13 protein-coding genes and 1 tRNA gene are annotated in these 19,711 nt (G+C 72.3%); 8 read left to right on the top strand and 6 right to left on the bottom strand.

Going from position 1 to position 19,711, the window contains the following annotated elements; genetic code table 11:
• Positions 1 to 158: 158 nt before the first annotated feature.
• Positions 159 to 863 (top strand): hypothetical protein, encoded by a 705-nt coding sequence (locus OG257_RS25185; RefSeq protein WP_329210981.1) that lies wholly within the window; start codon positions 159 to 161, stop codon positions 861 to 863.
• Between the two features lie 198 nt (positions 864 to 1,061).
• Here the strand turns inward: OG257_RS25185 and OG257_RS25190 are convergent.
• Positions 1,062 to 1,134 (bottom strand) — tRNA-Arg (locus OG257_RS25190).
• 319 nt (positions 1,135 to 1,453) lie between these two features.
• Here OG257_RS25190 and OG257_RS25195 point away from each other — a divergent pair.
• The 7 genes from OG257_RS25195 to OG257_RS25225 all read left to right on the top strand — a co-directional run bounded on the left by OG257_RS25195 (position 1,454) and on the right by OG257_RS25225 (position 10,598).
• A complete protein-coding gene (locus OG257_RS25195) occupies positions 1,454 to 3,094 on the top strand; it encodes a dynamin family protein (RefSeq protein WP_329210983.1) in 1,641 nt (546 codons plus the stop codon).
• Positions 3,091 to 5,181: a GTP-binding protein gene (locus tag OG257_RS25200; RefSeq protein WP_329210985.1), complete on the top strand. Its 2,091-nt coding sequence runs from the start codon at positions 3,091 to 3,093 to the stop codon at positions 5,179 to 5,181. Before OG257_RS25195 ends, OG257_RS25200 begins: the two co-directional genes overlap by 4 nt.
• A gap of 92 nt (positions 5,182 to 5,273) precedes the next feature.
• Complete coding sequence (locus tag OG257_RS25205; RefSeq protein ID WP_329210987.1) at positions 5,274 to 5,879, top strand: single-stranded DNA-binding protein; 606 nt, start codon at positions 5,274 to 5,276, stop codon at positions 5,877 to 5,879.
• A 353-nt stretch (positions 5,880 to 6,232) separates the two neighbouring features.
• Positions 6,233 to 7,627, top strand: a complete 1,395-nt coding sequence (locus OG257_RS25210) for a Cys-Gln thioester bond-forming surface protein (protein WP_329210989.1) — start codon at positions 6,233 to 6,235, stop codon at positions 7,625 to 7,627.
• Positions 7,628 to 7,813: 186 nt separating this feature from the next.
• Positions 7,814 to 9,478, top strand: coding sequence for an energy-dependent translational throttle protein EttA (gene ettA / locus OG257_RS25215; RefSeq protein ID WP_329210991.1), 1,665 nt, complete (start codon positions 7,814 to 7,816; stop codon positions 9,476 to 9,478).
• 2 nt (positions 9,479 to 9,480) lie between these two features.
• Positions 9,481 to 9,903: an acyl-CoA thioesterase gene (locus tag OG257_RS25220; protein ID WP_329210993.1), complete on the top strand. Its 423-nt coding sequence runs from the start codon at positions 9,481 to 9,483 to the stop codon at positions 9,901 to 9,903.
• Positions 9,900 to 10,598: a hypothetical protein gene (locus tag OG257_RS25225; protein WP_329210995.1), complete on the top strand. Its 699-nt coding sequence runs from the start codon at positions 9,900 to 9,902 to the stop codon at positions 10,596 to 10,598. The genes OG257_RS25220 and OG257_RS25225 overlap by 4 nt, the downstream gene beginning before the upstream one ends.
• 9 nt (positions 10,599 to 10,607) lie before the next feature.
• Here the strand turns inward: OG257_RS25225 and OG257_RS25230 are convergent, their stop codons facing one another.
• The 5 genes from OG257_RS25230 to OG257_RS25250 form a co-directional block, all read right to left on the bottom strand.
• Positions 10,608 to 11,576, bottom strand: a complete 969-nt coding sequence (locus OG257_RS25230) for an ABC transporter ATP-binding protein (protein ID WP_329210997.1) — start codon at positions 11,574 to 11,576, stop codon at positions 10,608 to 10,610.
• Entirely contained in the window at positions 11,573 to 14,344 is a 2,772-nt protein-coding gene (locus tag OG257_RS25235) for an FtsX-like permease family protein (protein ID WP_329210999.1), read from the bottom strand. Before OG257_RS25235 ends, OG257_RS25230 begins: the two co-directional genes overlap by 4 nt.
• Position 14,345: 1 nt before the next feature.
• Positions 14,346 to 17,660, bottom strand: a complete 3,315-nt coding sequence (locus tag OG257_RS25240) for an ABC transporter permease (protein ID WP_329211001.1) — start codon at positions 17,658 to 17,660, stop codon at positions 14,346 to 14,348.
• A 172-nt stretch (positions 17,661 to 17,832) separates the two neighbouring features.
• A complete protein-coding gene (locus OG257_RS25245) occupies positions 17,833 to 18,237 on the bottom strand; it encodes a globin (protein WP_329211003.1) in 405 nt (134 codons plus the stop codon).
• 74 nt (positions 18,238 to 18,311) lie between these two features.
• Positions 18,312 to 19,634, bottom strand: a complete 1,323-nt coding sequence (locus tag OG257_RS25250) for an FHA domain-containing protein (RefSeq protein WP_329211005.1) — start codon at positions 19,632 to 19,634, stop codon at positions 18,312 to 18,314.
• Positions 19,635 to 19,711 lie beyond the last annotated feature (77 nt).

The raw sequence follows: 19,711 nt of genomic DNA on the forward strand, positions 1-19,711 counted from the left end.
TGCGGTCGACCGGCCGGCCAGTACGTAGCGAAGTACGTGAATCCACCGACGCCCTCGGCAGCGGATCCTGCGAGCGTCGGTCGCCGTGCCGCAGCAACAGCCACGTGCGGGCGCTGCAGGCATTCGGATGATTCACCGGTCGAACAAGAGGTGCTTTCGTGTCACACCGCGTCCTCGTCTCCCACATCCTCGGAGTGGTCCTGGCGCTGTCACTCACCGCCTGCGGATCCACGGCGGACAAGGACCCGGACGCCCCGGGCCCGGCGGCCGCGGGCAGTACGGCCGGCGGTGGCGCGGCCGACGAGGGCGGGTCACAGGACTGCCCCGACAAGCACGCGGTGACCGTCCAGGACGACAAATTCGGGGGGACGGCGGACATCGACCTGTGTGCCCGTCCCGAAGTGCACCGGACAGCCGTCAGCGCGGACTGGGCCAGCGTGTACGACAGCGTCGGCGTGAGCCCGCCCCTCAACATCATGCCGGTCTCCTGCACGGGCGAGTCCGAGGACAGCTGCAAGGTGATCAAGGTCAGTGATGCCGAGCTGTGCAATCAGGCAAAGCCCGACTGCCACCCTCAGCGCGGCGAAGAGGTACCCGTGCTCTGTTCGGCCGTGGACAAGCTGAACTCCGACAGGCCGTACTACGGCGTGCTCCTCGACAGCAAGCGCCTGCTGTCCATGGGGACGGATCACGACCGGAGCTACACCAAGGTCTTCACCGACAAGGGAGACATCCCCGTCGGCTACGTGGATGCCGAGAAACTGGAGAAGGTGCAGGGCCAACTGCCCTCCTGTGACGGCACCCTGCTCCATGGCTCGGGAGCCCGCACCCTCGGGCAGATGCAGGGCCTTCCCCTCGACTGACTCCGCGTGGGACGCGTCACCGTGTATTCACCGTGACCTCCCACAAGAACCCGGCGACAACCGGACAGCGCCGGACCCTCCCCACCGTGACCTGGGGGCGGTCCGGCGCTTACGCGGTCGCTACGCCGCCCTCGCTACGGTGCTGTGACCTGCAAAAAAGACCCTCCCGAGGGAGGGCCTGACGTCGTACGGGATGTGTGCCCCCGGCAGGACTCGAACCTGCGGCCAAGCGCTTAGAAGGCGCCTGCTCTATCCACTGAGCTACGGGGGCCGGTGTCGGCCTCGATGGTCCGGAGGGCGCTGAATCAAGCCATCCGTGACCTTGCCGGGACAAGGATAGGGCTCAGATCGCCTCGTCCCGGTTGCTTCACCTGCGTGGCACGATGTGGAGGTTCGGTGAAGCGAACCGATAATCGCAGGTGGGTGCGATTCATGCACCGCTTTTGACGCCTCACGCCCCGGGTGTTGTGCACTCGTTATGCCTGCGCCCCACTCGTCCCCTCTGTCCCCCAACGTGGATCCGCCGCGCAGAGGGTGCCTATACGCTTCAAAAAGGCGTCAAAATTGGGCATTCTTCACATGTGGTAACCATGGACGTACGGCCCCAGCTCATCGACGCACTTTCCGCCCTGCGCGACCGTGTCGCTGCCGTGCGTCTTCCACTCCCGCTGCCGGGAGCCGCGCGCTCCCGGCAGACGAGGACCGAACTGCTCGCCCAGCTCGACGACTATCTGGTGCCCAGGCTCAAGGATCCCGATGCGCCGCTCCTCGTGGTCATCGGGGGATCCACCGGCGCCGGCAAGTCGACGCTCGTCAACTCGCTCGTGGGATGCCGGGTCAGTGAGGCCGGTGTGCTGCGGCCGACCACCCGCACCCCCGTACTCGTCTGCCACCCGGACGATCACCACTGGTTCGCAGGGGTACGCGTGCTGCCGCAGCTGACCCGGGTGTGGCTGCCGCCGGGGCAGGCCCCGGATCCGGACGGGCTCGACCACCTCGGCCCGGAGGGCGAGGACGACACCGTCCTGCGCGTGGAGACCGCGGCGACCCTGCCCCGGGGACTCGCGCTGCTGGACGCCCCGGACATCGATTCGCTCGTCGTACGGAACCGGGTGCTGGCCGCCGAACTCATCTGCGCCGCCGACGTATGGGTCATGGTGACCACCGCGTCCCGGTACGCCGACGCGGTGCCGTGGCATCTGCTGCGTACCGCCAAGGAGTACGACGCCTGCCTGGTCACCGTCCTGGACCGGGTACCGCACCAGGTGATCGGCGAAGTGTCCCGGCAGTTCGCGGCGCTGCTCACCCGGGCCGGACTGGGCGAGGTGCCCCGCTTCACCATCCCGGAGCTGCCCGAGTCCGCGGAAGGCGGCAGCGGACTGCTGCCCACCACCGCCGTCGCGCCGCTGCGCTCCTGGCTCACCCACCGGGCACAGGATCCGGCGGCCCGTCAGCAGGCGGTGGGGCGTACGGCGTCCGGGGTCATCGAGTCGCTCAACGTGCGGATGCCCGAACTGGCCGGGGCGGTTGCCGCTCAGTACGCGGCGGCGGTGCGGCTGACCGGCGTGGTCGAGGAGGCGTACGGGACGGAGTCCTCGCGCGTACGCCGACGGCTCCAGAACGGTGCCGTGCTCGCCGGTGACGCCCGCACCCGGTGGCGCGGATATCCGCTGTACAGCACCGCCGGGGAACTGCTCGACGCACTCGTGGAGAGCCTCGCGGCCCTGCTCCAGTGCGCCGTGGCGGCCGCCGACGAGCAGATCCGCACCACCTGGCAGCGCGAGCCCGCGGCAGGGGACTTCAGGTTCGAGGAGGCGGGCCGGGAAGCCGGTGGGTGGGGACCGGCCGAGGACATCCAGGGCCGTATCGCCATGGCCGTACGGCGGTGGCGGCGGGTCCTGGAGGAGCTGGCCGAGGAGGAGGCGCGGCTGCTGGAACGCAATGCCGCACCCGACGCCGAGACGGTGGCGGCGCTGCTGGCGGCCGCCCTGCTCGGCGGGCGCCGCGCCCGGGGTGCCGGGGAGCAGCTCGCCGAACGGATCGGAGCCCAGGGCGCACTGAGGCTGCGCGACAAGGGCGGGGCGCTGCTCACCAGCTATCTGGACCAGGTACTGCACGGCGAACGCGACCGGCGGCTCGCCCCGCTCGATGCGCTCGAGGTGGCCCCGGAACCGCAGGCCGAACTGATTGCCGCGCTGTCCGTACTGCAGAAGGAGAGGTGGAAGCGATGACCGCTGTCACTGACCAGGGCCGGGACCGGGGGCAGGGCCCCGAGCACGGAGGGGCCGGTGGGGCGGCCGACGGCGAGGCCGGTGGAGCCGGGCGCGCCGAAGGAGCGGAGGAGGCGGCGGGCCGGCGCTGGGACGACGGGCTCATCGCACGACGGGCCGCGGACGCCCTGCAGGAGGGCGTCGAGAGGGAGCGTCCGCCGGACGACGACGTACGGCCCCAGGTCGAGGCGTACGGACTGCCGGGCAGCCCTCTGCGCCCGCGACTCGATGCGCTGCGCGAGCTCGTCGGCCTCTCCCGCGCCAGGCTCGACGGAGACACCCTCGCCGAGGCGGGGCGCGTCCTGGACGAGGCATCGGCCCGGCAGCGGCTCTCCTCCCGGCACACGGTCGTCGCCATCGCCGGGGCCACCGGCAGCGGGAAGTCGACCCTCTTCAACGCCCTCGCGTGCTCACAGATCTCCGAAACCGGGCTGCGCAGGCCGACCACGTCCGCGCCGATCGCCTGCAGCTGGACCGACGGAGCCGCCGGGCTGCTGGACCGGCTGGCCATTCCCGGCCGGCTGCGGCGCAGGCCCGTGCAGGGAGGCACGGACGTCGACGAGGCGCTGCAAGGGCTCGTGCTGGTGGACCTGCCCGACCACGACTCGGCCGCGACCGGGCACCGGGACCAGGTGGACCGGGTCCTCGCGCTGGTCGACGCGGTGATCTGGGTCGTCGACCCGGAGAAGTACGCCGACGCGGCCCTCCACGAACGCTATCTGCGACCGCTCGCCGGACACGCGGAGATCACCTTCGTCGTTCTCAACCAGATCGACCGGCTCCCCGGAGAGGCCGCCGACCTGGTCCTGGACGACCTGCGCAGGCTGCTCGACGAGGACGGCATGGCGGTGGGCGAGCACGGCGAACCGGGCGCCACCGTCATGTCCCTGTCCGCGCTCACCGGTGACGGGGTGGCGGAGCTGCGCGAGCTGCTCGGCCGGTTCGTCCAGGACCGTACGGCGGCTGCGGCGCGGCTCTCCGCCGACGTGGCCGCGGCAGCGGCGCGGCTCAGGCCCGTGTACGTCGCCGAGGGGCGGCCCGGACTCGGTGAACGCACGCGTGAGGAATTCGCCGACCGGCTCGCGGAAGCCGTCGGTGCGGCAGCCGCGGGACAGGCCGCGGAGCGCGAGTGGCGCAGGAACGCGGGACGGGCCTGCGGGACGCCGTGGCTGCGGCTGTGGCGCTGGTACGAATCCACCCGGCAGCTCGGCGGCCTGGACCTGATGGCGCAGGCGCTCGCGCCGCCGGAGGAGGAACTCACCGCCCGGCAGCGCGTGGAGCAGGCCGTACGCACGCTGGCGGACGACGCGGTCGTCGGGCTGCCCGCGCCCTGGGCCCAGGCCGTGCGCGAGGCGGCGGTGAGCGGGGCGAAGGGGCTGCCTGAGGCGCTGGACGAGCTCGCACGGAACGCTCAGGCCGGGGCGGGAGCGGCCGGCCGGGGGCGTGCGGGCGGCGGGCACAAAGGTGCCGCGGATCACGGCGCGGCTGCCTCGGGCGCGAGGGGTGCGGGTGCGCAGGGAACACCGGGGGCGCGGGGGACGCTCGGCGGGCCGGCCGGGGCGAGGGCTCCGGGCTCAGGGGCCCTCGGCTCAGGACCTCTTGGCTCCGGCGCTCTCGGTTCCGGGGCTTCGGGCAGGGCCGTCGCTCCTGCCGCGGGGGCGCTCGGCGGCCGGCCCGTCAGGCCTCCGCGACCCGCGTGGTGGCCCGCAGCGGTGCTCGCGCAGGCGTCGATGACGCTGCTTCAGATCTTCGGTGGACTGTGGCTGCTCGGCCAGATCGTCGGCGTACTCGAACCGGGCCTGGTCGCACCCGCGCTGCTCATGCTGGCCGGGGTCGTCGGCGGACCGCTCGTGGAGTGGTCCTGCGCGGCTGCCGCACGGGGCCCCGCGCGACGGTACGGGCAGGAGGCCGAAAGGCGTCTGCGCGAGGCCGCGTCCGGATGCGGCCGGGCCAGGGTCCTGGACCCCGTCGCGGCGGAACTGGCGCGCTATCGCGAGGTGCGCGAGCGGTACGTGGCGGTGACGGAGTTTTCCACAACCGGCCGGTAGTCCACAGGCGCCGGCAGGATCCCCGATTTCCGTCCAGCATGGGATCACACCGGATCCCACCGGACCGGTGCAGGACGGATACGGGGGACGAAATGAACGAGACCTTGGTGACGCTGGTGGGAAATGCCGCGACCGCAGTGGAGTTCCGGGAGACGGCCACCGGGGGAATGGCGCGATTCCGGATGGCGGCGACTCCGCGTCGATGGGACCGCGAGAAGCAGCACTGGGCGGACGGGCACACCAGCTTCTACACGGTGTGGGCATGGCGGACGCTGGCATCGAATCTGGCCGGTTCCGTTTCCGTCGGAGAACCCCTCGTCGTGCACGGTCGTCTGAAGGTGCGTGAGGAGGAACGGGATGGGGCCTGGAAGACGTCCGTGGACATCGAGGCCGTGGCGGTGGGACACGACCTGACCCGCGGGACGGCGGCGTTCCGGCGGGTGGTGAGGGGTGAGCCCTCGTTGACGGCCCGTCGGCCGCGTCCACCGGGGAGCTCGGACAGAGGCGAGGCGGACAGCAGGGAGGCCGGCAGCAGCGAGGCCGGCAGCAGCGAGGCCGGCAGTGCTGCGGCGAGCAGGGGTGCCGCAGGCAGGGGCGGGGCAAGTACGGGCGGGGCGAGCGGCGGCGCGGCAGGCTGGGCCCCGGAAGAATCGGCGCCTCGTCAGAAACAGGCCACGGAGATGGTGTCGGTGTCCTGAAATAGGCAGGACGCGCCGGAGAAGGCGATAACGATTACGAGTCGGAATGGTTATCCAACGGTATGACGGGGGACTGCCCCTCGCCCGCTCCTTAGGATTCCTCAGTACTCATGCGGCACTTGAGTCTGCTGGCGAGGCAATCCCCACACACGCACCATGCGTGAAGGCCTCGCCCGGAGGGGAATTCTGTGTTTTCTGTGTTTTCTGCGTCCGCAGCGTCTGCTTCGCCGTCCACCGCGGCGACGGAGCACTCCGCACGGAGCCGAAGCCGGGGTCGGAAGCGCGACCAGGTGCCGGGCCGGAGCCGGAGAGCCGGCCGAGGACGCGGTCTCGCCCGGCTGGCCGCCGCGGTGATGGCTTCCGGTCTCGTCGCGGCCGGCACCCTCGCCGGTGCGACGACGGCGGCAGCGGAGGAGACAGGTCAGCACCAGGGGGGCGCGACCGCCGTTCTGGACGGGCTGAAGACCTTCGACCGTGCGCTGCTCCACACCGGCGGCGAAGGCGGCAAGGAGCGCACGACACAGGAGCTTCCCGCAGGCCTGTTCGAGATGACCGTCGACGGCGGCGGCAGGCTCAAGACCTACTGCATCGACATCCACAACCCCACCCAGGACCAGGCCAAGTACCTCGAGACCCCCTGGATCCAGACCTCGCTCGGCGCCAACAAGAACGCCGGGAAGATCCGCTGGATCCTGCAGCACTCCTACCCCCAGGTCGACGACCTCGCGGTGCTCGCCGAGAAGGCCGGCACGGGGCCGCTCACCGAGCGGACCGCTGCCGCGGGCACCCAGGTCGCCATCTGGCGCTACTCGGACGACGCCGAGGTCGAGGCGGCCGACAAGCAGGCAGAGAAGCTCGCCGACTGGCTGGAGGACGAGGCCGTCAACATGGCGGAGCCCAAGGCATCCCTCGCGCTCGACCCGGCCGCGGTCTCCGGACGGGCCGGTGGGCGTCTCGGCCCGGTCACCGTCCGCACCGACGCGGGCCAGGTCTCCGTCGCGCCGCCCGCCGACGCCGCGGCCAGCGGGATCACCGTCACCGACAAGGACGGCAAGCCCATAACGGAGGCGGTCGACGGCACCGGCCTGTACTTCGACATCCCCGAGGACGCCGCGGACGGCTCCGCCTCGCTGACCGTCCAGGCGACCACCTCCGTGCCCGTCGGCCGGGCGTTCGCCGGGGTCACCAGGAGCCAGACGCAGATCCTGGCCGGCTCCAGCGAGTCCACGGTCTCCGCGACGGCGACCGCCACCTGGGCCGAGACGGGCGCCGTACCCGCTCTCACGGCGAAGAAGAACTGCGCCAAGGGCGGCGTGGACATCACCGCGGCCAACAAGGGGGACGCCCCGTTCACCTTCGAGCTCGCCGGCTTCCAGCACACCATCGAAGCGGGAGCCACCAGGACGGTGACCATCCCGGTCGCCGAGGACCAGGCGTACGACTTCACCATCACCGGGCCCGGCGGCTTCCGCAAGAACTTCAAGGGCGTCCTGGACTGCGCCACCTCGGGCAGCACCGTGACGGGTGACGGCGTGGGGACGCAGAGCGCCAAGCAGCCCGTGCCCGCCTCGACCGGCACCAGCTCCACCGGCATCGAGGGCGACCTCGCCGAGACGGGCGGGTCCAGTGCGACGCCGCTCATCGCGGGCATCGCCATCGGCCTCGTCGTCCTCGGCGGCGGTGCGGTCTTCCTGCTCCGCAAGAAGAAGCCGGCCGGCGAAGGCGATGACGGCGGAAACGCCGGGTGAGTGACCGGCGGCGCACCGTGACGATGCGCCGGTGACGGGCCCGGTACGCACCCGCGTACCGGGCCCGGTGCGTTCCGGGCGGAAGAACAGGGGGTACCGGGGACCGGACTGGTTTCCGTCCGGGTGCGGACGTCAGGCAAGATGGGTGTATCTGCCCACACCTCTATTGCTGCCGGACGGTTTCTCTTGGCTGAGTTCATCTACACCATGCGCAAGACGCGCAAGGCGCACGGCGACAAGGTGATTCTCGATGACGTCACCCTGAACTTCCTGCCCGGCGCGAAGATCGGTGTCGTGGGACCCAACGGCGCCGGTAAGTCCACGGTGCTGAAGATCATGGCGGGCCTCGAGCAGCCGTCCAACGGCGAGGCGTACATCACGCCCGGTTTCAGCGTCGGCATCCTCATGCAGGAGCCGAAGCTCGACGAGTCGAAGACCGTCCTGGAGAACGTCCAGGACGGCGCCGCCGAGATCATGGGCAAGCTCAAGCGCTTCAACGAGGTCGCCGAGCTCATGGCGACCGACTACTCCGACGCGCTCATGGACGAGATGGGCAAGCTCCAGGAGGACCTGGACCACGCCAACGCGTGGGACCTGGACGCCCAGCTGGAGCAGGCCATGGACGCCCTGGGCTGCCCGCCCGGCGACTGGCCCGTCAACAACCTCTCCGGCGGCGAGAAGCGCCGTGTGGCGCTCTGCAAGCTGCTGATCGAGGCCCCGGACCTGCTCCTCCTCGACGAGCCCACCAACCACCTCGACGCCGAGTCGGTGAACTGGCTGGAGCAGCACCTGTCGAAGTACCCGGGCGCCGTCGTGGCCGTCACCCACGACCGGTACTTCCTGAACAACGTCGCCGAGTGGATCCTCGAACTCGACCGCGGCCGCGCGATCCCCTACGAGGGCAACTACTCCACGTACCTGGAGCGCAAGGCCACGCGCCTCAAGGTCGAGGGCCGCAAGGACGAGAAGCGCCAGAAGCGGCTCAAGGAAGAGCTCGAGTGGGTCCGCTCCAACGCCAAGGGCCGGCAGACCAAGTCCAAGGCGCGCCTCGCCCGTTACGAGGAGATGGCGGCCGAGGCGGACAAGATGCGGAAGCTGGACTTCGAGGAGATCCAGATCCCGCCGGGCCCGCGTCTCGGTTCCATCGTCGTCGAGGTCGAGAACCTCTCGAAGGCCTTCGGCGACAAGGTCCTCATCGACGACCTGTCCTTCACGCTGCCGCGCAACGGCATCGTCGGCATCATCGGCCCGAACGGTGCGGGCAAGACCACGCTGTTCAAGATGATCCAGGGCCTGGAGACGCCGGACTCCGGCGCCATCAAGGTCGGCGACACGGTCAAGATCTCCTACGTCGACCAGTCCCGCGCCAACATCGACCCGAAGAAGACCCTCTGGGCCGTCGTGTCGGACGAGCTGGACTACATCAACGTCGGCCAGGTCGAGATGCCCTCGCGGGCGTACGTCTCCGCGTTCGGCTTCAAGGGCCCGGACCAGCAGAAGCCGGCCGGTGTCCTGTCCGGTGGTGAGCGCAACCGCCTCAACCTGGCGCTGACGCTCAAGGAGGGCGGCAACCTGCTGCTCCTCGACGAGCCCACCAACGACCTCGACGTCGAGACCCTGTCCTCGCTCGAGAACGCGCTGCTGGAGTTCCCCGGTGCGGCCGTGGTCATCTCCCACGACCGCTGGTTCCTGGACCGCGTCGCCACGCACATCCTGGCGTACGAGGGCGACTCCAAGTGGTACTGGTTCGAGGGCAACTTCGAGTCGTACGAGAAGAACAAGATCGAGCGCCTGGGTGCGGACGCGGCCCGTCCGCACCGTGCCACGTACAAGAAGCTCACGCGAGGCTGATCGTGGCTCGTCATATCTACAGCTGCCCGCTGCGCTGGTCGGACATGGATGCCTTCGGCCACGTGAACAACGTGGTCTTCCTCCGCTACCTGGAGGAGGCGCGCATCGACTTCATGTTCCGGCTGGCGCCGGGGGACGGTTCGCCGTCCTTCGCCGGCGGGTCCGTCGTGGCACGGCACGAGATCGACTACGTGCGGCCGCTGGTCCACCGGCACGCGCCGGTGACCGTCGAGTCGTGGGTGACGAAGATCGGTGCCGCGTCGCTGACGATCGCCTACGAGATCAAGGACCCCGAACAGGTCTACGTACGGGCGTCGACGATAGTCGTGCCCTACAACCTGGTGGAGGAGCGGCCCCGGCGGATCACTGCCGAGGAGAAGCTCTTCCTGCAGGAATACCTCGATCAGGAGCCTGCCGCCGCATGACGGTGCCCGTACGGTCGCTGCAGTTCGCCGACGCGAGGGAGGCGGCGGATCTCGCCGCCTTCCTCGGCCGGCTGCTCCACTACGACCGGGCCGCCGCTGTCCGCCTCCAGGCGGGCGGCGGCGCGCTCGCGGTGTTCGGCCGGCCGCCGTCGTTCGAGGTCCTCGCGATCCGTACGGCCCGGCTGGCCGACACGCACGACTTCGACACCACCGTCTCGGCCGGTGAGCTCCTGGAATCCCTGGACACCGGGGAGAGCGCCGAGGGGGGCGCCGGCTCGGGCTCCCTGCCCGCCCCCGTGACCGGTCCGCCGTGGGCCGGCGTGCTGCCGCCTCGCGGCGGCTGGGAGGAACGGCCCGGGCTGCCGGGGCCGTTGGCCCTGCGCACCGCCCTCACGGAGGCCGTCGCGGAGTTCCGGGCGCGCGACGAGGCGCTGCCCGAGGACCGCCGTACCCGGGCGGAACGCGATCAGATCGGCCGCGACATCTGGTCCCGCACGGTCGGCGACACCGAACTCCCGCTGCGCGCCGTCCATGCCGCCCAGTCGCTGGGCTTCCTGAGGCCTGCCCCGGACTTCCCCGTCGCGCTGCTCGGTGCCGGATCGTGGCTGCGGCTGCGCACCCCGTTCGGCTCGATCGCGCTGAGGGGCGCGGGCGGCGGACTCGGCAACCTCGCGGTGACGGTCGGGACTGCCTGAGCCCGCGTACTACTTCGCCGGTGTGTCCTTCGGGTCGTCCGGCCACACCCCGATGTGGTCCTGCTCCAGCTCCAGCATCACCCGGTGCTCCATACCCAGCGCCTCGGTGTAGTCGGCGGGCAGCTGCAGCCGGCCCGCCCGGTCGAGCATCGCGTACTCCCGCGCCACCTGCGACTCCTGGCCCGTAGCCGCGTCGACCTCCGTGCGCCGCAGCACCTCGGAGGACGTACGGCCGTCACGGATCGCCACCGTGCGGCGTACCTCGCCCGCCACCGCCAGGTCATGGGTGACGATCACGATCGTGGTGCCGAGCTCCTCGTTGGCCCGGCGGAACGCCGCGAACACCTGCTCACCGGTGGCCGAGTCCAGCTCACCGGTCGGCTCGTCGGCCAGCAGCACCGACGGGTTGTTGGCCAGGGCCACCGCGATCGCCACCCGCTGCTGCTGGCCCCCGGACATCTGCGCCGGGCGCCGGTCGCGGCAGTCCGCGACATCGAGCATCTGCAGCAACGACTCGGCACGCGCGGCCCGTTCACGGTTCCGGCCGCCGCCGCGCAGTTGCATCGGAAGGGTGATGTTCTGAACGGCGGTCAGATACGACAGCAGATTGCGGGAGGTCTGCTGCCAGACGAAACCGACCACGTCGCGGCGGTAGCGCAGGCGCTCCTTCGACCCCATCGCCAGCAGATCGCAGCCCGCCACCTTCGCCGACCCGGCAGTGGGCACGTCGAGGCCCGCCAGGATGTTCATCAGGGTGGACTTCCCGCTGCCCGAAGCGCCCACCAGTGCCATCAACTCGCCCTCGGTGACGAGCAGATCGAGCCCCTGCAGGGCCTGCACCTCCACCCCGTCCGCGGAGAAGATGCGCACCAGCCGGTCGCACGCGATCAGCGCGTCATGCCCGTACGAAGGACGGTCGCGGCGGGCGGAGGCCCGCTGTTCGAGCTCCGCCAAGGTGGTCTCTGTCGACGACGTCATCGGGTGTCTCCTGCCCTGAGTTCCTTGATCGATCCACGGCGGCTCGCCCACCAGGCCTGGACGCCGGCCACGGCTGCGGCGAGGACGACCACCCCCAGTGCCGGAACGGCCAGCGACCAGAGGTCGGCCCGCAGTGAAGCGGTGTTCGGTGATCCGGATTCCCCGCCCGCCAGCGCCAGCGCGGCCAGGTCGACACCGGGTGCCAGCAGTTCGATGGTCGTCCAGCCGACGAGGAGTCCGCCGAACGCGGCCAGCAGCGCCTGCGGCATGGCCTCGAACGCGAGCAGCCGCCGGCCCTGCCGGGTGGTGAGCCCCATGGTGCGTAGCCGGGCCAGCAGCGTCCTGCGCTCCGGCGCGGTCTGCAGCAGGGAGAGGAGCACGGCGAGCAGCGCGTATCCGGCGCCCGCCGCGACAGCCGCCCCGTAGATCCGCTCGGCGCCCGACTGCATCGGGGTGTCGACGAACGCCTCGCGCTCCTCCGACCGCAGCCGGACGGTGAACTGGCCCGCGCCCTGCGCGGCGGCCCGCAGCTCCTCGCCGTCCGCCCCCGGGCCCGTGACCATCAGCGTCGTGGGCTGCCGTGCCGGGAGCCCGGCGGAGTCGACGATCAGGAAGCCGGAATCGGTCACCGCGGACGTGCGCGGGCGGACGGCGGCGACCCGCACCGTGATGTCCCCGCCCTCCGACCGGATCGTGTGCGGCTCGTCGCCGAGCAGCTTCGCCACCTCGGGGGAAGCGATCGCCGGCAGCACCTCGTCCTGTCCCCGGCCGGCCTTCAGCAGGCCGACGGGCAAGGCGGGCTGACCCGTTTCCCGGGCCAGCCGGGCGTACGAACCCGGCTCCACACCCAGCAGGGTCGCCCGCTCGGTGTCCCCCCTGACGTCCAGGTCGGCGGCCAGCGGAACGCTGTACTCGATGCGTACGGCCGCCACGTCCTCGACACCGTCCATGGCCCGCACCGAGCGGACCAGGCTGTCCGGGACCGCCGTCAGCCCGACGTTCTCGCCGCTGATCCGGGCGTCGGCGCCGACCGCGCGCAGCGCCGCCGCGTCGCGGGCGTCGGCGACCCCGGCCAGCACCGAGCCGCCGAAGGCCGCCGTCGTCAGCGCGATCAGCAGGGCCAGCAGCGGCAGCGTGCCGCTCGCGCCGGTCCGGCCCGCCCTGGCCAGCGACAGGAAGCCGACCGCTCCGCGCAGCCGCGCGACGGGACGGGCCGCCAGCCGCAGCGGCAGCGGATAGAGCCGTACGAGAACGAGAGCGGCGATCAGCCCCACCAGCACGGGGGCCGAGCTGACCAGGAGATCGGCGTCCGAGCCCGTTGCCGTACCCCGACGGCGCAGGGCGGCGACCGCGCCGATCGCCAGGACGAGCAGGGTCAGTTCGGCGACCGTGCGCCGCCGGGACGGCTTCGCGTTCACGACGTCCTCGCGGGCGCCGTGCAGCAGCGGCCTGCGGTGGTACAGCGTCGTGCGGAGCGGCAGCGCCACGCAGACCAGTACGGCGACCGAGGCGGCACCGACGACGGGGGGCCACCACCGGGCCTCGCCGATGACGAGGACGGCCAGCAGCAGCCCGAGCGCCGCCGCGGGCAGGACGGACACCGCCGTCTCGGCCAGCAGCCGTCCGCCGATGCCCCGCAGCGAGCCGCCCCGGGAGCGCAGCAGGGCGAGTTCGCCGTGGCGGCGGGCGCCGATGAGCCCGCCCGTCATCAGCAGGACCACGGCGGCCACCGCTCCGATCCCCACGGCCGCGACCGTGACGACGGGGCTGATCGCCGCACGCATCGACGTGTAGGCGTCGAGAATGGCGTCCAGATCCGTGGTGAGCGTCGTGTTGGGCCCCGCCAGCGCGCGCAGTTTCAGCAGCTCCGGGCCGTTCTCCAACGAGGCGACGGCGTCCCGCAGCCGGGGGACCTCGTTCGCGGTCAGGCCGGAGGGGTCCGGAGCGATGCGCCAGTACAGCTCCGGCTCGCCCGACGTGTCCAGCAGGGCCGGCCCGGTGTCGGGAGCAAGGAGCAGCGTCGCCGTCCAGTAGAAGACCGGCGTCGGCGAACCCGGGTCCGCGACCAGCGACGGGGCGCGGTAGAGGGGGTCGACCGACCAGTAGCCGCTCTTCGGATGCAACGGGGTCACGAGGCCCGTGACGCGTACGGTCAGCGCCTTCCCACCCTGGGTGGGCACCGTGATCGTGGAGCCCGGCTTCATCTTCAGCTCCGCCGCGGTCTCCTCGGTGACGGCCGCCTCCACCTCACGGGTGCCGGTGGTCACCTCGCCGCGCGAGACCGGCCAGCGGCCCGCGGTCAGCCTGCTGTGATCGCCGAGCGCCGACGGGACGGCGTAGTGCAGCTGCGGCGGCATCGCGTTGGGGCGGGGCAGCCACTCCTCGTCCGCGACGATCGGCTTCGCCGTGTGCACCCCGTAGGAGGAGAGCGGCAGATCGGCCCGTACGGGTGCGGGAAGCCCCTTCACGAGCGCACGGTCGATCGCGGCCAGGGTCTCCTCGCGCAGGGCCTGCTCACGCGCCGGTCGCGGGTCCGCGAGCGAGGGCGGGGGTGTGGTCACTTCGAGCACGCTCTGGCCCGGCGACGCGGTCGAGACGTCATGGCGCAGCGCCTTCGCCTCGTACGCGTCCACGGAACGCGGGAACGCGGCGGCGAGGAACGCCGTCAGGAACACCAGGACCGCGAGGGCGGCGCTGATCCCTGGAGCGGTACGCAGCCGCGTACGGACCCACGGGGCGCAGGCGGCCGAGATCTTGTCGGCGGTCATGTCAGTTGTCCCCCTGGTGGCGCAGCGAAACGGCGGGGTCTGCCCGCCGCAGCGTGATGGCGGCCACGATCACCAGCGGGAACACCGCGACGGCGGCCAGCAGCACGGCGACCTGCCCAGCAGGCAGCAGCACCAGGACATCCGGCACCGGCCGGGCAGCCTGTCCCGTCAGCACCACGAGCGGTACGACGGCCCTGGTCAGAACAGCCCCCAGAGCGAGCCCGATCACCATGGCGAGGGCGATCAGGATCCCCTGCTCCGCGGCGACCATCCGGGCCAGCCTGCGGCGGGGCGTGCCCAGGGCCCGCAACACGGCGAACTCGGCGGACCGTTCGCGCTGCGAGCCCACGAGGCCGACCGCGTAACCGACTGCGGCCAGCGCGGCGGCGACCGCGGCGACCGCCAGCAGCGCGGACTGCGGACCCGCTCCCAGCGGGTCGTCCGCCAGCTCCCGGGCCGTCTCGTCCCGCACCAGCACCTGGGCCGGATCCGTACCCGGCAGCTTGCGCAGCTCGGCCGCCACGTCCGGCCCGTCGCCGGGCGCCGTGCTCAGCCACCACTCGGTGGGCGCAAGGGCGGCCCCGGACCGGTGGGCGAGCACCTCGGACACGGCCTTGAGGTCCAGGAGCAGGCTTCCGCCGGGCTTCGTCGACGACTCCGCACCGCTCACGGCCACGGGAGCACCAGTGGTGGGCAGCTGCCGCACCGCCTTCGCCAGGGTCACCCGGACCGTCTGGCCCGCCAGCGTGAGGTCGACGTCCTGGCCCAGCTTCGCCCCCGAGTACGTCAGGTACGCGTCGGTCGCCACCGCCTTCAGCGCCGGAGCCGGTGCGCGGACCGCGGTGATCCGGAGCGTGCCGACCGGGCCGCCGCCGAAGAACGGCTCCGGGGTCAGGACGGCCCCGGTGCCGTACCGGAAGGAGGGCGAGGTGCCCGAGCCGCTCACCGTCCGCGGTGTCTCGCCCGGCCTCTCCTCCCCGGCCTCGGTGACGGTCGTGGCGGCCCGCCACCGGACCCCGTCCACGACCGGAACCGGCTGCTCGCTCCCACTGCCGGTCTGCGCCCTGAGGCCCGTCACCGAGACCAGCCGCTTCTGGGAGCGGCCCGCGGGCACATCGCCGTCCACCTCGAATCCGGTCACGGCCAGTTCGCCCGACGGGGACACGGGGACGGAGACGGTGTGCTCGCGCCCGTCGACGGGAACGGTCCCGGCACCGACCCGGTAGGCGATGCCGTAGCGGTCCTCCAGCAGAACGCTGACCAGCGGAGCCGGACCGGCCGGCTTCTTCGCCCCGGGGGCCGTGGTGTCGAGGATCCGCAGATCGAACACCGCACGGGTGCTGCCCTTCGGCAGCGTCACCCCGGTACGGGCGGCCTTCGGCGGGGTGATCGCGTCGAACAGCTTCTGCGGTGCCGAGCCCGCGAGGTCCTCTCGCATCAGCATCCGCTCGTCCGCATGCGCGGTGTCCAGCGCCAGCACCTCGGCCGTCCGTCCGCCGGACAGCTCGGCCGTGGCACGGAACGCCGGAGCCGCCTCGCGTACGCCGGGCAGATCCGTGTACGGCGCGGCCTTCGCCGGGTCATTGCCGAGCCCCGCCACGATCCGTACCGAAGCACCGGACCTGAAGTCGGCCTGGTCGCTCTGCGAGCGGTCCCAGGAAGCGGCCTGGCCGATGGCCAGCATGCCCGTCGCCACGGCCAGCACCAGCAGCAGCACCGGACCCGCACCGCGCAGCGGCCGGCGGCTGAACTGCCATCCGGCCAGCGCCGAGGACAGCCCCCTGCCGCCCGCCGCACGGCGCTCCGCGAGCCTCGCCGCGGGCGGCAGCAGCCGCAGAGTCAGCACGGTTCCCGCGAGGAGGGCCAGGGCGGGCGCGGCTACCAGCAGCGGATCGATGCCGAGATCGCCCTCCCGGTCGCCACTGAGCGCGCCGCTGCCCGACAACCCGGTCTGCCGGTCCAGCTGCCAGTACGCCACACCGGCGACCAGCAGCAGCCCGAGGTCGGCGCCCGCACGCACCGGAGTGGGCAGCGCCGCGGCGCGGGAGCCCCGCCGCCCGCCCGCACTCGCGGCCAGCGCCGGTGCCACCACGGCCAGCGCACAGGCCAGGGCGACGGCGGCGGCCACCAGCCACACCGAGCCGTTCACACCGTCGCCGAGCCGCAGGCCGATCCGGGTGAGCCCGCTCCGGTCCGCGAGCAGCCGGGTCAGCGGACCGGCGACCAGCGGGGCGACGAGGGCGGCCGGTACGGCGAGCAGCAGTGCCTCGGTCGCGGCCAGCGAGGCGATCCGGCCCCGCGAGCCGCCCCGGGCCCGCAGCAGTTCGGTCTCGCCGGCTCGCTCGCTGCTCAGCAGCCTGGCCACGAGCAGCAGGGCGTAACCGGCGAGCAGGACCAGCTGGACGGCGACGATCATGATCGTCGAGCGGGACACCAGCAGCGCCCGGTCGATCTGCTCGATGACGGTGGGCAGCGAGGTCCGCACCGTGATCCCGCCGTCGAACACGGGGGCGGCCGACAGCGCCTTCGGACCGTCCGTCGAGGTGCTATGCAGGTCCCCGGTCCGGCCGGTGGTCACCGTACGGAAGTCGGCGCCGGCCAGCCAGGACACCCCGCCGGGACTGAGCCTGCCGGAGGCGAGCACCGCGGGATCGGCGAGCAGCGGACCGTACGTAGTGAAGACGACCTTGCGGACCCCGCGCCCGCCGAGCGCGTCCAACTGCCAGTACGGGTCGGCCTGGTCGGACACCTCGTACAGACCGGTGATCTCGACCTGGAGCGGTGCACCGCCCAGTCGGTCGGCGAGGGTGAGACGCGCACCCGGCTTCAGCTTCAGGGCCTCGGCGGCGGCGCGGGGGAGCGCCACCTGCACCGGCCCGGCGGCGTTCCCGGCTCCGGCGGCGGGCATGCGCCCCTCGGCCAGGCGGACGCGGCTGCGGTCGAGCGCAGCGAGGTGCGTGAGGTCGGGTTCGCCGCGCCGCCCGGTCGGGGCCTGGAGACCGCGGGGCAGCGCGTACGGTCCCGAGGTCTCCAGCTTCCGTACCGTCACCGGCAGTCCGTCGAACGTCGCGCGGGCCGCCTCGCGGACCGCCTCGTCGGCCTCCTCACGCTGCTCCCGGTCCACCTCGGCGGACACGAAGAGCGAGGCGGACTCGGCGGAGCGGTGGGTCAGCGTGTGCCGCAGGGCGGCGTCCCCGACGGAACCGGAGAAGGCGGTCAGCGCGGCCAGTACACAGGTGGTGAGCAGCACGGCCAGGAGGGCGGCCGCGAGAAGCAGCCGGTGCGCACGCACACGCAGAAAGACGAACCCCGTCACCTGATCCCCCGAACCCTCAGCAGCCGCACGCCCCCCGACGTTCCCAGGATGCTTTCAGAGTGCACGGGCTCCTGGAAACCGCTTGCGGTCGCTATTGATGGGATCGTGACCGTTATCCGGCGGCGGAGCACCGGATTCCGCACGTGCGCGAGGAGGCGCGAGGAGCCGCGGGTCAGCCCTCGGTGTTGATCATCGAGGCGGCGGCGTACGTGAGGTAGTCCCACAACTGCCGCTCGTGCGCGGGGGACAGCCCGAGCTCGTCGAGCGCCACCCGCATATGGCCGAGCCAGGCGTCGTGAGCCGCCCGGTCCACCCGGAACGGAACGTGCCGCATCCGCAGCCGGGGGTGCCCCCGCTCGTCGCTGTAGGTGCGCGGACCGCCCCAGTACTGCATGAGGAACAGGGTGAAGCGCTCCTCGGCCGGACCCAGATCCTCCTCCGGGTACATCGGCCGCAGCAGCGGGTCGTCCGCGACCCCCTGGTAGAAGCGGTGGACCAGGCGCCGGAAGGTCTCCTCGCCGCCGACCTGCTCGTAGAAGGTCTGCTCCTGAAGCGTGTCGCGCGGAATCTCTGTCACCCGTCCATGGTCGCAGACGCACCGGCCGAGTACCGGAGTCCTAGGACCCCGCTCCTCGGCCGGTGCGTACCGGATCAGTCGCGGCGCACCGTGATCGTCGTCCAGGCCCCGACATGCACCTGGTCGCCGTCCTGGAGCGGCACGGGCACATAGGGCTGGATCGGATCCTCGGCGCCGTTGAGCGTGGTGCCGTTGGTGGAGTTCTGGTCGACGACGGCCCAGTTGCCGTCCGGCTGCTGCACCAGCACGGCGTGCTGGTGCGAGACGCCCGGGTCCTCCGGCGGCACGGCCAGGTCGATGTCGGGGGACTCGCCGGTGCTGTGCCGCCGACGGCCGATCGTGATCTGGTTGCCCGTGAGCGGAAGGTGCTGCTCCGGGGAGTACGCGGGCAGGTTGAGCCCGGTCGCCTCGGGGCCGCTGCGCTGCATCATCGCCAGGAAGTACTCGCGGTCCGGCGCGATCACGGCCGACCAGCTGACCGGCTGCCGGCTCTGGCCCGGAACGGGACCCTGTCCCTGAGCCTGACCTGGGCCCTGGCCGGGGAAGTGCTGCTGCGGGGCCTGAGGCGTCTGCGGTCCCTGCTGGAAAGCCTGCGGGGGCTGCTGCTGCTGCGAGGGCGGCGGCAGCATCCAGTCGTCCCCGCCGGTCTGCGGAGCCTGCGGCTGCGGCGGCGCGGACTGCTGCTGGAACGACGGGGGCGGCGGCGGACCCTGGCGCTGCGGGTCGAACGGCGAGGGGTGACCCTGCTGTCCCTGCGGCCCCGGCTGTCCCTGCGGGTCGAACGGCCCCGGCTGTCCCTGCTGACCCTGCGGGTCGAACGGCGAGGGCTGCCCGGGCTGACCCTGCTGTCCCTGTCGCTCGAAGGGGGACGACGACTGCTGCTGGAATGCGGGCGGGGGCGGCGGCCCCTGCTGGAACGACGGGGGAGGCGGCGGGCCCGGCCTGCCTGCCTGCTCCGGCGAGAGCGGCTCGGCGGGCCGGTTCATCTGCGAGGGCCGCGAGCTCTGGTACTCGAACGGGTCGCGCTGCTGCGGAGGCTGCGGCGGGCCCTGCTGGGCCTGGAAGCCGGGCGGCAGATTCAGCCCGGGCACCGGGCCCCCGGCGCCACCCTGCGGGGCGAGCGGGGTGTACGACGTCGCCGTGTTCGTGAGGAAGTTCCAGCGGCACTCCTCACAGAACGGCGCCATCGCCTCACGCGGGGTGCGGCACTGCGGGCAGAGCTCGGCCTGGGCGGTCGGCTCCCCGGAACCCTGCGGGTAGCCGTAACCGGGCGCGGGCGGCGGGGGAGGCGGCGGGGGGACTGCGCCCGCGGGCGCGCCCGCCCCGGCCATGCGATGTCCGCAGACCTCGCACCAGTCCTCGGAACCCGACTGGTGTCCGTTCGGGCAGGTCGGCATGTCGGCGCTTCCCCCTCTCCTCGTCCGGCCCGGAGGCCGCCATGCTCGTAGGTGCGCCGTCCGGCCGGCCGGGTGGC

The organism is Streptomyces sp. NBC_00683, assembly GCF_036226745.1.
Lineage (GTDB): Bacteria > Actinomycetota > Actinomycetes > Streptomycetales > Streptomycetaceae > Streptomyces.